Raw genomic sequence first — 13,335 nt, forward strand, 5'->3', positions numbered from 1 at the left:
CTTGACTCGCTGCGAGAGCGCATCGTGAAACGGTGCTCGGCCGCGGCGTTCCCCTCTCTCATTGACGACGCGCTCTTCGTGGAGTCGCTTTCGTGCAGCGTCGCCGAGAACGTCCGCGCCCTGAGGGACGTCCTGGTGGGGGACATCACGCTCGACGACGTGCCCCTGGAAAACCGCCTGCGCTTCACGAACATGGAGGCGCAGATGCGCGTCACCCAGGTCGCGATGCAGCGCTCGTATCGCCTCAGCTTCTTCCTGCAGTGGCAGGAATGGTCGCAACTGGTTGCCAGCATCGCCGAGCGGCTTCAGGTGGGCGCCACGGAGCAGGCGCGTGCTCAGCAGTCCCTCGCGGCGACAGTGATGGTGTACCACGATGCGGTCGTCTCGCAGATGTCGGCGAACCTGGCGGCATCGGAGGAGGCGATGAACAGCTCGCGGCACCACATCCGCCAGCGCCTCATCGAGGGACTGCTCGCCGGCGACGACGCACTCGACCCGGCCGACCTTGTGACACTCGACTACGCCGTCGACGGCGAGCACGTCGCGGTGCTCCTTCCGAACGTCCCTGCGCCGTCGGCGGGGCGGGTGCTCGCGACACTGCGGCGTGCCATCCCGCTCGAGAGAAGCCTCGTGTACGGGCGCAACATCGAGTCTGCCGTGCTGTGGCTTGGCTCCAGCTCACCCTGGACGCCGCAGCGGATCGCGGACCTGGTCGATGTGTTGCGCACCTCGGGCGAGACCGCGTCGGTGAGCGCGGCGGCGTCGGGACGCGCCGGTCTGCGGGAGGCGCACGCCCAAGTCGAGAGCATCGAAGAGATCCGGCGCGGCATGACCGCCGGCCAGGTCGCCTCCGGAGTCCTGCAGTTCGCGGACGTGCGGCTGGAGATCCTCCTCACCCAGAGCCCGGCGCTGGCGCAGGAGTTCGTCCGACAAGAACTCGGCCCTCTCGCGGCGGACACCGTCGACGCCGCGCGCCTGCGGGACACGATCGCGGCATCCTTCCGTTTCGGCAGCCATGTCGCAGCGGCCGAGAGTCTCGGACTCCATGAGCACACCGTGCGGAACCGCTTGCAGCGTGCGCAGGAACTGATCGGCCCGCTCCAGGATCGGCGAACGGAACTGCAGGTCGCCCTCCGCCTCCGGCGTCTCTACGCCACCGGCTGAGGCTCCCGTCCCCAGGTGCGGCGAGGGATGACGGCGTCAGGGCGTCGGTTCCCCCCAAGAGCGGTGTCCCGGGCCCCGCCGACTTCCGGGACTCACGCAAACCGTGAAAGCGGGCACGGCGTTCTCATGCCTTCGCACACTGCGGGGGATCGGCGGACTCGCTTGACTTCACATCAGAGCCTTGCTGGACGACAAAGGAGTGACCCCATGGCTTCTCGCACTCTCATCAAGAACGGCACCGTCATCAGTGTCGACCCGGCCATCGGTCAGCTCGACTCTGGAGACGTGCTCATCGAGGATGGCAAGATCCTCGCCGTGGCGCCGAACATCGACGCCGATGACGCGGAGATCATCGACGCCGCCGGCGCCATCGTGATGCCGGGATTCGTGGACTCGCATCGGCACCTGTGGCAGTCGGTCATCCGTCACATCGGATCCGACTGGACCCATGGCCAATATCTGATGGGTGTCCACTTGGGGTTGAGCGGAGACTTCCGTCCAGAGGACACGTACAACGGAAACCTCCTGGGTGCGCTGGAGGCTCTCGACGGCGGGATCACGACGCTGCTCGACTGGTCCCACAACCTCGACACGCCCCAGCATGCGGACGCCGCCGTCGAGGCGCTGAAGGCCTCCGGCATGCGTTCGGTGTTCGCCCACGGCGGGGGCGCCACGATGTGGAACCTGCCGAGCACGGTTCCGCACACGCGCGACGTCCTGCGGATTCGCGACCAGTACTTCTCCTCGGCCGATCAGTTGGTGACGATGGCGTTCGCGCTGCGCGGCCCGCAGTTCAGCGTCCCGGAGGTCGCACACGCCGACTGGAGGCTCATCCAGGAACTCGGGACCCGCGTGACCGTGCACAACGGGGATGGCGAGTGGGGCAAGCAGCGTCCGGTGGCCTGGATGCGCGATCACGGGATGCTCAACGAGCGCGTCACCCACGTGCACTGCTGCACGCTGGCCGACGACGAATACCAGATGATCGCCGACTCGGGCGGCAGCGCATCGGTGTCCGCCGACGTGGAGGCCCAGATGGGCATGGGGTGGCCCGCGACCGGCAAGCTGCTCGATGTCGGCGTGAGGCCGAGCATCTCCGTCGACGTATGCGTGTCCAACGGCGGTGACATGTTCAACGCCATGAAGGCGACCATCGCCATCCAGCGCGCTCTCGACAACGCCGCCGAGGAGACGCCGGGGGAGCAGGAAGAGCTTCGGCTCAGCTGCATGGACGCGATCGAGTTCGCCACGATTCAGGGAGCCCGCGCGTGCGGCCTCGATCACGTCACCGGCTCGCTGACACCCGGGAAGGACGCCGACGTCATCATCGTCCGGGCCGACGGTCTCGGGATGGCGCCCCTGAACAATCCCGCGGGCGCCCTCGTCTACTCGGGTCACAACGGCCTGGTCGACACGGTGTTCGTTCGGGGACAGGTCGTCAAGCGCAACGGCCGCCTGGTGCGCGATGACGTGAGGGACGTCCAGCGCCGTGCAGTGGAGTCTCGCGACTATCTCTTCCGCGCGGCGCTGGATCGTCCCTCGACAGCCGACGCCCGCATCGGCGGGTCGTGGATTCCCGGAATCCACAAAGTGCAGCGCGAAGCGACGGAGGCATGAGCGCCGGTCGCCGGGTCGGTATCATCGGTCTGGGCGCGATGGGGCGACCGATCGCCGACGCGCTCACACGCGCGGGCTACGGGGTCGTGGGCTACGACCTCTCCGATGCCGCGCGTGCCGCGCACGTCGATGCCGGCGGGATCGCGGCCGAGGACGTCGCCGCAGTCGCCCACGCAGCCGATGTCATCCTCACCTCGCTACCGAGCGCGCGGGCCGTGCACGCGGTCCTCGCGGAGATCGGCGCGACTGGCCTCCCGCGCACCGTCGTGGAGACAAGCACGCTGACTCTCGGGGAGAAGATGGCGGCGCGCACGGTGGCTGACGACAGCGGCTTAGTCCTCTTGGACTCCCCGCTGAGCGGAACGAGCGCTCAGGCGGCATCCGGAGACGTCGTCGCCTATCTCAGCTACGACGGCCGGCCCGATCTCACCGCCGTGGAGCCGATCATGTCGGCGTTCGCCCGCACGGTCTACCACGTGGGGCCGTTCGGCAACGGGACGAAGACGAAGCTGGTCGCGAACTCCCTCGTCGCCGTGCACAACCTCGCCGCGGCCGAGGCGCTCCTGCTCGCGGAGCGTTCGGGACTGGACCCCGCCGCGACACTGGAAGCCGTACAGGACGGCGCCGGGGGATCGAAGATGCTGCGGGTGCGCGGCCCGCTCATGCTGAACGGGGCATATGAGCCGGCAACGGCCAGCGTCGACATCTTCGTCAAGGACCTCGGTGCGATCCGGGATCTCGCCGCGGCTTCCGGTACCCCGATGCCCCTCGTCGAGGAGACGTCGGCCGTCTACGCCACGGCCGCCCGCCAGGGTCGCGGGACCCATGACGCGGCGTGCGTGTACGAGGTCCTCCGCACTTCACCCACTGACTCCGGGAAGGAACCGATATGAGACTCGGATATTTCGCGATGCCGCTGCACCCCCACGGGCGCACGTGGCAGGAGACGCTCACCGAGGATCGCGAGGCTGTCATCCTCGCGGACCGCCTGGGCTTCCATGACGCCTTCATCGGGGAGCACCTCACCGATGAACATGAGAACGTCACGAACAGCCTGTTGTTCCTGGCCACGCTGATCTCCGAAACCTCGCAGATCAAGCTGGCGACCGGGACGACCAACCTCTCACAGCAGCACCCCGTGCTCGTGGCGGCGAACTCCGCGATGTTCGACCACCTCGCCGACGGCAGGTTCATCCTCGGCATCAGCCCCGGGGCGCTCGCGTCGGACGCCGAAGCGCTGGGCATCCTCGATACGGATCGCAACAAGCTGTTCGCCGACGCCATCGAGGTGATCACCGCGATCTGGGAGAGCGAGCCGCCCTACGAGCTCAGGTTCCCCGGCAACCAGTTCGAGGTGTCGACCGCGCGGTCGTTCGATCGCGATCTCTCGGTGGGGATCCTTCCCAAGCCGCTCCAGGAGCCGCGACCGGAGATCGTCGGCACCGTCGTGGCACCGTTCTCCAAGGGCGTCATCGCCATGGGTCAGAAGGACTTCCACCCGCTCTCGGCGAACTTCCTCCTCCCGCAGTGGGTGAAGACGCACTGGCCGAACTACGTCCAAGGGAAGCAGTCGACCGGCGCGGAGGCCGACACCAGCGACTGGCGTATCGCTCGCACCATCTTCGTCGCCGACGACGCCACGGTCGCCGAAGACTACGGGCGACGGCGTGAAGACAGTCCGTATCGCTTCTACTACTCGCAGATGCTGAAGAAGATGCGACGTCTGGGACGACTCGAGCTGTTCAAGTCCGATCGCGACATGCCGGACGAGTCTGTCACGCTCGAAGGCATCATGGACGACCTCGTGATCAGCGGAACGCCGGAGCAGGTCGCCGCCGAGATCCTCGCCTTCCGCGAGGAGGTCGGCGACTTCGGAGAGATCGTCTACGCGGGGATGGACTGGGTCGATGAGGGCCTGGGCCGCCGATCGATGGAACTGATGGCGAACGAGGTCATGCCCATCGTGAACACGGAGGTCGGACGGTCATGAGCGCTGCGTTCTCGCGGCTCTCCCTCCCCGCGGAGGAGGAGTGGACGGACGCGCAGCGTGAAGCGTCCGCAGCCATCCGCTCGGGACCGCGGGGCGCGCTGTTCGGTCCGTTCGTGACTCTCCTGCATGCCCCCGAGCTCATGACACGGGTGCAGCGAGTGGGTGAATATCTCCGCTTCTCCAGTGCCGTTTCGAACGATCTCTTCGAGCTGGCCATCCTCACTGTCGCCCGTCACTGGCACCAGGAGTTCGAGTGGGACTATCACTGCCCGTTCGCTGTTGCGGCAGGAGTGCCCGTCGAGGTGGTGCGCGACATCGCGGAGCATCGTCGACCGTCGTCGGGGCGAGCCGAGTTCGGCTTCGTATGGGAATTCGTCGACTCGCTGCTCGCGCAGGGCAATGTGACGACCCCGGTCTTCGACGCCGTTGCCTCCCTCGGAGAGCAGATCGTGGTCGAGCTCGTCTCCACGGTCGGCTACTACACGATGCTGGCGCTCACCATGAACGTCGCGGGCACGGCGCCGACGGGCCGGCCCGATCACCTGCCGGGGATGGTGCCCTGATGCCCCGCCCCGTCGTCGTGCTCCATCCGCTCGGGTCGGATCGAGACTTCTGGGCGCCGGTGCGGGAGCATCTCAGCGACCGTGACGTCTTCGCGCTCGACATCGCCGGGCACGGCAGTGCCCCGCAGCTGCCACTCAACGCCCACATCGACGTGCCCGCCGGACAGCTGATCTCGGAGCTGGAGTCCCGGCTCACCGGCCCGGTGGACCTCATCGGCGTGTCCCTGGGGGGCCTGCTGGCGCAGAGAGTGGCCGTTACCCACCCCGCCCTCGTTCACCGACTCGTGCTCGCCGACACGGTGACGCGCTACCCGGAGCCTATGCGGCGCATGTGGGCCGATCGCGCGGAGACGGCGCGCTCTGTCGGGATGGAGCCGATCATCGCACCGACCCTCGGCCTCTGGTTCACGGAGGACTTCGCCCGGGCTCGCGGCCCGGTGGTCCGTCGGTGCGAGCAGAGCCTCCGCGAGATGCCGGGTGAGGCCTATGCCCGGGCCTGCGAGCTCCTCATCGGAGTCGACCTCGACGCCGATGCCCCGCGCATCGCGGCTCCGACGCTCGTCGTGTGCGGTGAACGGGACGGGCAGGTCTTCCTCGATGCCGCCCCCCGTCTTCGGGATCGCATCCCGCACTCACGGTTGGACTGGCTCCCGGGCGCCCACGCCGCCGCCGTCGAGCATCCGGCCGAGTTCGCCCGCGTCGTCCGGGCCTTTCTCGACGACACCCCCGGCCCTGCTCAAGGAGATTCATCATGAACGACTCGAAGACCGCGCTGCCCGCCGTAGACGGGCGGGAGTTCCGCAACGTGGTGGGACACCTCGCCTCAGGGGTGACCGTCATCACCACCGGCTCCTCCCAGCGCAGGCACGGGATGACTGCGAGCTCGGTGACCTCGCTCTCCGCCGATCCGCCACTGATGCTGGTGTGCATCAACAACTCCGCACCGACGGCGACCGCGGTGGCCGAGACCGGCCATTACGCCGTCAACATCCTGGCCGAGCGCGGTGGAGATCTGGCCTATCGATTCGCTGCCCCGAGCACGGACAAGTTCGCCGGGGTCGCGGTGCGGGAGGGCGTTCTGGGAGCGCCCCTCCTGGAGGACGCCCTGGCGCGGATCGAGTGCGAAGTCGTCGAGTCGGTCGTAGGAGGCACTCATACGATCTACATCGGCCGCGTCGTCAAAGCGGAGGCCGGTCAGGGGCAGCCCCTGACGTATTTCCGCGGCGGGTTCGGGAAATTCGCGCAGGTCCGGGACGATGCCGTCTACCGTGCTCTGCGCCACTCCGTTCTCACACGCGAGTACGCGCCGGGCGCCGTTCTCAGCGTCGCCGACCTCGCGGTGACGCTCGAAGCGGAGGAGTCGTCCATCTTCTACGCGCTCACGCGCCTGAGCGGGGACGGGCTGGTCCGTCGGGAACTGGACGCCGGCTACGTCGTGCTGCCCTTCGACACGAGGTCGTCGGACGCGACTTTCGACGCGCGACTGGTGATCGAGCTGGGCGTGATCGAGAAGGTCTGCGGCGAGGTCGCCCCGCAGTCGCTCGATGAGCTCGAGGCCCGGTTCGACGAGATGGCGGCGCTCCTCGTCGAGGACCGCTTCGTCGATTTCGACGCCTACCTCGAGGCGAACTACCGCTTTCACGAGAGTTTGGTCTCGCTCGCGGACAGCCCGGTGCTGACCGCGATGTTCGAGGGTCTCGCGATCAAGTCGGTGATGACCCGAAGCTTCGGCGCGACAGCGGAGACCTCCCAGCGTTTCGTCGACGTGCAACGCCAGATGGTGCAGGCGCTCCGCGCCGGCGATAAGACGCGCGCTCAGGGGTCGGCGGTGAAGTACTCCGAGATCGCCAAGGACCGCGCGCGGGAGGTGCTCGCCCTCAGCGGCGGAGTCATGTGACCCGGCATCCGTTCCTATCCTCGCGCCGCCCCGCGCGCAACCCGCATGGCGCGGACGTCGCGGCTTCGTATCGTGGGAACGGCTGAAAGGAGCTTTCCGATGAGCAGTCCCGTCCCCCCGATCTCACCCGATGACGAGAATCCCGCCGACGAGCTGAAGACCGACGTCGTCCGCGACGTCGAGCGCGAAGACACGATCACCGGCGACTTCACCGCGACTGACGACGACTGACGTCGTTCAGCGCCCCGTGCCGACGGCGATGCCGTCCTTGACGTAGCGCTGTGCGGCGAAGATGACCACGAGCGCGGGAAGGCTCGCCACGAGCGACGCCGCCATGGTGGCGGCCCACGTGTTGAGGTTCGAGTTCGACAGCGCGTAGATGAACACCGTCACGGGGTACATCTCGTTGCGCGTGACGAGCGTCAGACCGAAGAGCAGGTCGCCCCAGGCGAACAGGAACGTGAAGACGGCGGCCGTGATGATCGCGTTGCGCGAGAGCGGCACCACGATGCGTCGGAGGGTGCCGAGCGGACCGAGGCCGTCGATCGTGGCCGCCTCGATCACCTCGGTGTCCAAGCGCAGCATGAACGAGCGCATCAGAATGATCGCGAACGGGATGCTCGCGGTGGAGTTCGCCAGGATCAGTCCGAGATACGAGTTCAGAAGACCCCACGTGTTGAACATCGCGTAGAAAGAGTTGGCCAGGACGATGCTCGGGATCATCTGAGCGAGGAGCAGCAGGATGAGGCCGATGCTGACCGCGCGCGAGCGCAGCCGGCTGAGGGAGTAGCTCGCCGGGATCGCGACGAGGAGCGTCAGCGCCACCGACCCGAGGGCGACGAGGATGCTGACGCGAAGCCCGTCGAGACCGCCGCTTTCCAGCGCCTCGCCATATCCGGTCACGCTGGCCTCGGTCGGCCACCAGTCGGTGTTCACGGAGTTGGCCCCCGGTTGCAGCGAGGCCGACACCATCCAGTACACCGGAAACAGGTAGATCGCGAGGATCGCGACGGTCAGCACCGTCCACAGCCAGCGGCGGTGCCGACGGCGGGTGAGAGGACCACTCATCGTTCTGTCCTCTCGCGGCGCGCCGACAGCCAGGTGTAGACGATCGCGAACCCGAGACTGATGACGAGCAGCAGCATCCCGTATGCGCCGGCGTGACCGAACTCGAAGAGCTGGAACGCCGACCGGTACGAGAGGACCCCGAGGGTCATGGTGGAGTTGGCGGGCCCGCCCTGCGTCAGCGCGAGGACGAGGTCGACGATGAGCAGTGTGTAGACCACGCTCATCACCACGAGCACCGAGATCACCGGCCAGATGGCCGGGATGATGATGTGGAACAGGCGCTTGACCGCTCCGGCGCCGTCGAGCTGCGCGGCCTCGAGCTGCTCGGGCGGCACCTGCTTGAGCGCGGCCGACAGGATCGTCGACCAGTAGGGCAGGCTCGCCCACACCGCCACGACGATGACGGCCGCGAGGGCCGTGGCGGGCTCAGCCAGCCACGCCGTCCCGGGGAGCCCGAACGCCCCGAGGACGTCGTTGATCGCCCCCTGCCCCGCCAGCAGAGACTTCCAGATCGTCGCGACCACCACGGCCGGAAGCAGCCAGGGAAGGAGGATCAGCAACGGCAGCCAGCGGCTGCCGGGGAAGCGCCGGTTGAACAGCAGCGCCAGTGCCATGCCGAGGACGAGCTCTGCGGAGACCGCCGTCACCGTGATGATCAGCGTGTTGGCGATGGCGGTGCCCGTGACGGGCGAGGCGAAGATGTCGACGAAGTTCTGCAGGCCGACGAACGGCGCCTTGCCGGTGATGAAGGTGCCCGTCGTGAAGTCGGTCGTGCTCATGAACACGCCGTAGCCGAGGGGAAAGAGGAAGAACACCGCGAAGAACGCGATCGCGGGAAGGAGGAACACCCACAGCTCGACGCCGCGACGCCGAGTGAGGGTCAGCCGGAACCGGCCGGAGGCGGAAGCCCCCGGCCGGTCGGTCGCCACGGAGGGCGAGGTCATCAACCCTGGAGGGCCTTCGCGACGGCATCCGCGGCGCTGTCGCCGTTGACTGTCGCGTTCTGGATCGCGTCGACGTACTGCTGCTGGAGCGTGTTCCACTCGGTGCCCAGCTCAGCGGAGTTGTAGGCGCCATTGACCGAGTCGACGAACGACTGGGCGGCCGGCACCTCGGCGACGAAGGCCTCCTGCGCGGCGGTCAGCGCGGGGATGTAGCCGCCCTGCACCGCCGTCTCGACCTGGTTCTCCTCGGCGGCGCGGCAATCCACGAGCGCGGCCGCGGCAGCCTTGCGGTTGGCGTCCTCCTGCTCGGCGATGCCGTAGGCGTATCCGAGGAGGTTGACCTTCCCCTCTTCGCCCTCGAGCGTGGGGATCGGTGCCGTGGCGTATTCGAACGGGATGCTGGTGTCGACGAGGTTCCAGGGACCCGAGACCGTGATGGCGGCGGTGCCGGAGGTCCACTGGTCGATGGAGTCCCAGCCCCAGTTCACGAACTCCTTCGAGAGGCTGCCATCGGCGACGAGCTGCTTGTACAGGTCGATCGCCGCGAGCGAGCCCTCGCTCTCGGGGTCGGCGGGGTCGCCGCCGGCGCTGAGGAGGAAGGGCAGGAAGTACACCGGCGTCGAGCCGTCGCCGCCGATGCCCGGGAGCGCGATGCCCTGCTGGTCGGCGGTGGTCAGTGCCTTGGCGGTCGTGACGAGCTCCTCGAAGGTCGCGGGCGGGGTCTCGATGCCGGCGGCGGCGAACGCGTCGACGTTGTAGAACAGCGCGTAGTCCTCGACCTGCACCGGCAGACCGTAGAGGGCGCCGTCGTACTCGCCGAGCGCGGCGACGCTCTCGGCCTGGCCGTCGGTCGAGAGCCCGAGCTCGCCGAGGTCGGCGAGGACGCCCTGCGAGGCGAGCTGAGGCAGCTGCGTGTCGGTGCTGAGGAGGGCGATGTCGGGGAGCGACTGGGAGCTCGCTGCCTGCAGCAGGCTCGTGGTGTAGTCACCTGACTGCGTCTGCACGTCGACCGTGATGCCGAGGTCCTCGGCGCACGACTCGAAGTAGCCCTTCTGCAGGGTCTGGTACGGGTCGAAGTCGATGTTGTTCCACACCGTCAGTTCGACGCCCTCGAAGCCCGTGGCATCCCCGGACGGGGTGCCCGACGAGGAGCAGCCGGCGAGGAGGAGGACGGCGGCCGCGCCGGCGGCCAGGGGAAGAGCGCGTCGTGCGCGCGTCACCGGAGATGTCATTCGTGCTGTGTCCTTAATCGGGCCGGAGGTGCACCGGAGCCGTCGGGAGTAAAGGAACGGCGGATGCCGTGACAGCAGTTTCGCGGTTCGACGTTTCCGGCGCGTGACAGGCGAAACACGCGGTCACGAAACCGTGCCGCGCGGGCCGGCGCTGTTGTGCGGACGGACGGACGGACGGCCGGCCGGCCGGCCTCAGGCCCGCGCAGGATGCGACGGGGGAAGCCGGTCGGAGCGGTCGGCGCGCATCCGGGAGCGAAGCGTTCCGTCCTGGGGCCGGCCACCGAACAGTCCGCGCTCGCGGAGCCGCGGCGCGAGCAGCTCGGCGAAGTCCTCCAGAGAGCCCGGGGAGACGAACTGGTGCAGGAGGAACCCATCGACCCCCGACTCCTCGACGAAGCGCTCGATGTTCGCAGCCACCGCATCCGGAGTGCCGATGTACCGGTCGTCGGCGAAAGCCGTGACCGAGGCGAACTGCCGGCGGATGTCGCCGGCGAGCACCGGCGGGGTGTCCGAGCGCGTGGCGGCGGTCTGAGTGTGCGTGGTCTGCTGCTTCGTCAGCGGCTCGTCGTCGGCGTAGCGGGCGAAGTCGATGCCGCTCCAGCCGGCGTACGCCGCCAGCTGGGCGTCGCTGCTGTAATGCTGCTGGAAGCCGTCGAGTTTCTCCTGCACGGCGATGTCGGTCGGAGCGATGAGCAGGTTCATGCCGACGACGGCGCGGATGTCTTCGGGGTCACGGCCGAGCTCGGCCGCGCGGGCCCGGATCCCGGCGAGGCCCGAGCGGATCGCCGCGGGATCGGAGTCGCCCACGAAGATCAGCTCGGCATGCCGCGCGGCGAACTCGCGCCCGCGCGCCGACCATCCGGCCTGGATGAGGTAGGGCGTGCGCTGCGGCGACGGGATGCTGAGGTGCGGCCCCGCGACGCGGAAGCTGTCGCCGACGTGGTCGATCGGATGCACGCGCGAAGGCTCGGCGAAGAGGCGCCGAGCCTTGTCGCCGACGAAGGCGTCGTCGTCCCAGCTGCGCTCCCACAGCGCGTAGACGACCTCGAGGAACTCGTCGGCCCGGTCGTAGCGGCGATCGTGCGCGAGGACGTCGAGCCCGAAGTTCGCCGCCGCGCCCGGCAGGTACGAGGTGACGATGTTCCACGCTATCCGCCCCGCCGTGAGGTGGTCGAGCGTGCTGAAGCGCCGAGCGTGCGCGAAAGGATGCTCGTACGTCGTCGAGACCGTGGCCCCGAACGCGATGCGCTCGGTCACGGCGGCCAGCGCCGGGATGTGCAACAGCGGGTCGTGGGCGGGAAGCTCGACGCCCCACTCCAGCGCGGTCGCCGCCGACCCGCGATACGTGTCGTAGAGCCCCAGCACGTCGCCGAAGAAGAACAGGTCGAACCCGGCCTCCTCGGCCGTGCGGCCAAGGTTGAGCCAGTACCGCAGCCCGGTGGCGGTGAGGCGCTCGTCTGCGGGGTGGGTCCACAGGCTCACCGCTCCGGATCCGTTGCCGACGCACGCCTGCTCGTACAGGCCGAAGAACAGCGGACGAGCTTCAGACACCGGCGTTCTCCTTCGCGGAGTCGGCGTTCCACAGCATCCGCCCGCCGACCAGGGTCGCCAGGGCCTCGGATGCTCCGGATTCGACGAGCTCCGCCAGGGCGTCGCCGGGCGTGGTGGCGGCGACGGGGAAGACGGCGAGATCGGCGCGGGCGCCGGGAGCAAGCGTGCCGGCCGGGGCGGGATCGATGTCCAAGCCGAGCGCGCGCGCCCCGCCCGCGGTGGCGGCGGCGAACAGACGCGCATGCAGATCGTCGTCGGTGTAGCCCTGCGCGCGCGCCAGGCGGTGCAGCTCCACCACATCGTCGAGCACGTTCAGCGACGGTGAGGAGGAGAGCGAGTCGGTGCCGACCGCGATCGGGTTCCCCTCGCGGAGGTAGTCGGCGATGGGCGGCGGTTCGAGGCCGATGACGGCGTTCGATCGCGGACAGAGCGCAACGGACACGCCGCGTTCGCGCAGCAGCCGGCGGTCGTCGGCGTCGACGTAGATGCCGTGCGCGAGGTGCGTGGTGGGACCGAGGGCGCCGAGGCCGTCGAGGTAACCCATGACGCTCTTGCCGCTCCCGCCGCCCTGCAGCAGCGCGAACTCGCCGCGTCCGTTCGCCCGCCAGCGGTCGGCGAGCTCGCCGGTGCCGGTGCGGACGTAGGCGTCCTCCCACGCCGACTCCGCGGCGTGGATGTGCGAGCGCACGCCGAGCTCTCGGGCGAGACGGGCGAGATCGCGGATCACCGAGGTGTCGAGGGAGTAGATGGCGTGCGGCGAGATGCCGGTCGGCGGAGGGGAGGGCAGGCTCCGCAGCTGATCGAGCACGGTGGCGCGGCCACCGTCGGCCCATGCGGCATCCGTCCAGCCGAGCACCTCCCAGAAGACGACGCCCGAGAGGCCGGCGTCGTGGACGGCGGAACCGGCGTCGGGGTCGGTGACGATCTCGGCGACCGCGCTGGTGCCGCTGCGAAGCGACAGCCAGACACCCTCCGCGGCGGAGCCGAGCCAGTCGTGCTCCCGCTCGTACAGGGCCATGAACGCCTGCATCCACGTCTCGAAGCCGCGATGGGTCGCCTGCCCGACCTCGGCCATGTGCGTGTACTGCAGATGGGTGTGGGCATTGACGAGCCCGGGCGTGAGCACGCCGTCCCATTCGACGCGGTCGACGCGCGCATCGCCCAGCCGCGCCGTGACCTCGTCGTGGGTTCCCACGTCGACGATGCGGTCGCCGTGGACGACGACGGCGCCGTCGGCGAGCGGCGGGCCGGCGACGGGGAGCACGGCGCGAGCGCGATGGACGGTGACAGCGGTCATTCGGATTCTTCC

13 protein-coding genes are annotated in these 13,335 nt (G+C 68.8%); 8 read left to right on the top strand and 5 right to left on the bottom strand.

The features are described from left to right. Positions 1 to 24: 24 nt before the first annotated feature. The 8 genes from ACTU3I_RS07080 (at position 25) to ACTU3I_RS07115 (ending at position 7,462) form a co-directional block, all read left to right on the top strand. Positions 25 to 1,164, top strand: a complete 1,140-nt coding sequence (locus ACTU3I_RS07080; RefSeq protein WP_442924952.1) for a PucR family transcriptional regulator — start codon at positions 25 to 27, stop codon at positions 1,162 to 1,164. 207 nt (positions 1,165 to 1,371) lie between these two features. Continuing rightward, a complete protein-coding gene (locus ACTU3I_RS07085; RefSeq protein ID WP_442924953.1) occupies positions 1,372 to 2,781 on the top strand; it encodes an amidohydrolase family protein in 1,410 nt (469 codons plus the stop codon). Beyond that, a complete protein-coding gene (locus ACTU3I_RS07090) occupies positions 2,778 to 3,674 on the top strand; it encodes an NAD(P)-dependent oxidoreductase (RefSeq protein ID WP_442924954.1) in 897 nt (298 codons plus the stop codon). The genes ACTU3I_RS07085 and ACTU3I_RS07090 overlap by 4 nt, the downstream gene beginning before the upstream one ends. Next, positions 3,671 to 4,771, top strand: coding sequence for an LLM class flavin-dependent oxidoreductase (locus ACTU3I_RS07095; RefSeq protein ID WP_442924955.1), 1,101 nt, complete (start codon positions 3,671 to 3,673; stop codon positions 4,769 to 4,771). Before ACTU3I_RS07090 ends, ACTU3I_RS07095 begins: the two co-directional genes overlap by 4 nt. Beyond that, the gene (locus tag ACTU3I_RS07100) at positions 4,768 to 5,334 is read left to right on the top strand and encodes a carboxymuconolactone decarboxylase family protein (RefSeq protein ID WP_442924956.1); all 567 of its coding nucleotides are present in this window, start codon (positions 4,768 to 4,770) and stop codon (positions 5,332 to 5,334) included. The genes ACTU3I_RS07095 and ACTU3I_RS07100 overlap by 4 nt, the downstream gene beginning before the upstream one ends. Then, positions 5,334 to 6,089 carry an alpha/beta fold hydrolase gene (locus tag ACTU3I_RS07105; RefSeq protein ID WP_442924957.1) on the top strand — a complete coding sequence of 252 codons (756 nt, stop codon included), beginning with the start codon at positions 5,334 to 5,336 and terminating at the stop codon, positions 6,087 to 6,089. The genes ACTU3I_RS07100 and ACTU3I_RS07105 overlap by 1 nt, the downstream gene beginning before the upstream one ends. Next, on the top strand, positions 6,086 to 7,231 hold the full coding sequence (locus tag ACTU3I_RS07110; protein WP_442924958.1) for a flavin reductase: 1,146 nt from the start codon (positions 6,086 to 6,088) through the stop codon (positions 7,229 to 7,231). The genes ACTU3I_RS07105 and ACTU3I_RS07110 overlap by 4 nt, the downstream gene beginning before the upstream one ends. A gap of 99 nt (positions 7,232 to 7,330) precedes the next feature. After that, positions 7,331 to 7,462 (top strand): hypothetical protein, encoded by a 132-nt coding sequence (locus ACTU3I_RS07115; protein WP_442924959.1) that lies wholly within the window; start codon positions 7,331 to 7,333, stop codon positions 7,460 to 7,462. A 6-nt stretch (positions 7,463 to 7,468) separates the two neighbouring features. Here ACTU3I_RS07115 and ACTU3I_RS07120 read toward each other — a convergent pair whose 3' ends face one another. From ACTU3I_RS07120 to ACTU3I_RS07140, 5 genes are all read right to left on the bottom strand, one after another. After that, positions 7,469 to 8,299, bottom strand: a complete 831-nt coding sequence (locus ACTU3I_RS07120; RefSeq protein WP_442924960.1) for a carbohydrate ABC transporter permease — start codon at positions 8,297 to 8,299, stop codon at positions 7,469 to 7,471. Continuing rightward, the gene (locus ACTU3I_RS07125) at positions 8,296 to 9,243 is read right to left on the bottom strand and encodes a carbohydrate ABC transporter permease (RefSeq protein ID WP_442924961.1); all 948 of its coding nucleotides are present in this window, start codon (positions 9,241 to 9,243) and stop codon (positions 8,296 to 8,298) included. The genes ACTU3I_RS07120 and ACTU3I_RS07125 overlap by 4 nt, the downstream gene beginning before the upstream one ends. After that, positions 9,243 to 10,475, bottom strand: coding sequence for a sugar ABC transporter substrate-binding protein (locus tag ACTU3I_RS07130; protein ID WP_442924962.1), 1,233 nt, complete (start codon positions 10,473 to 10,475; stop codon positions 9,243 to 9,245). Before ACTU3I_RS07130 ends, ACTU3I_RS07125 begins: the two co-directional genes overlap by 1 nt. A 192-nt stretch (positions 10,476 to 10,667) precedes the next feature. Further along, the gene (locus ACTU3I_RS07135; protein ID WP_442924963.1) at positions 10,668 to 12,026 is read right to left on the bottom strand and encodes an NtaA/DmoA family FMN-dependent monooxygenase; all 1,359 of its coding nucleotides are present in this window, start codon (positions 12,024 to 12,026) and stop codon (positions 10,668 to 10,670) included. Continuing rightward, positions 12,019 to 13,323, bottom strand: coding sequence for an amidohydrolase family protein (locus ACTU3I_RS07140; RefSeq protein WP_442924964.1), 1,305 nt, complete (start codon positions 13,321 to 13,323; stop codon positions 12,019 to 12,021). Before ACTU3I_RS07140 ends, ACTU3I_RS07135 begins: the two co-directional genes overlap by 8 nt. Between the last annotated feature and the right edge of the window lie 12 nt (positions 13,324 to 13,335).

Origin of the sequence: Microbacterium sp. RD1, from assembly GCF_052220165.1 — a bacterium.
Classification (GTDB): Bacteria; Actinomycetota; Actinomycetes; order Actinomycetales; family Microbacteriaceae; genus Microbacterium.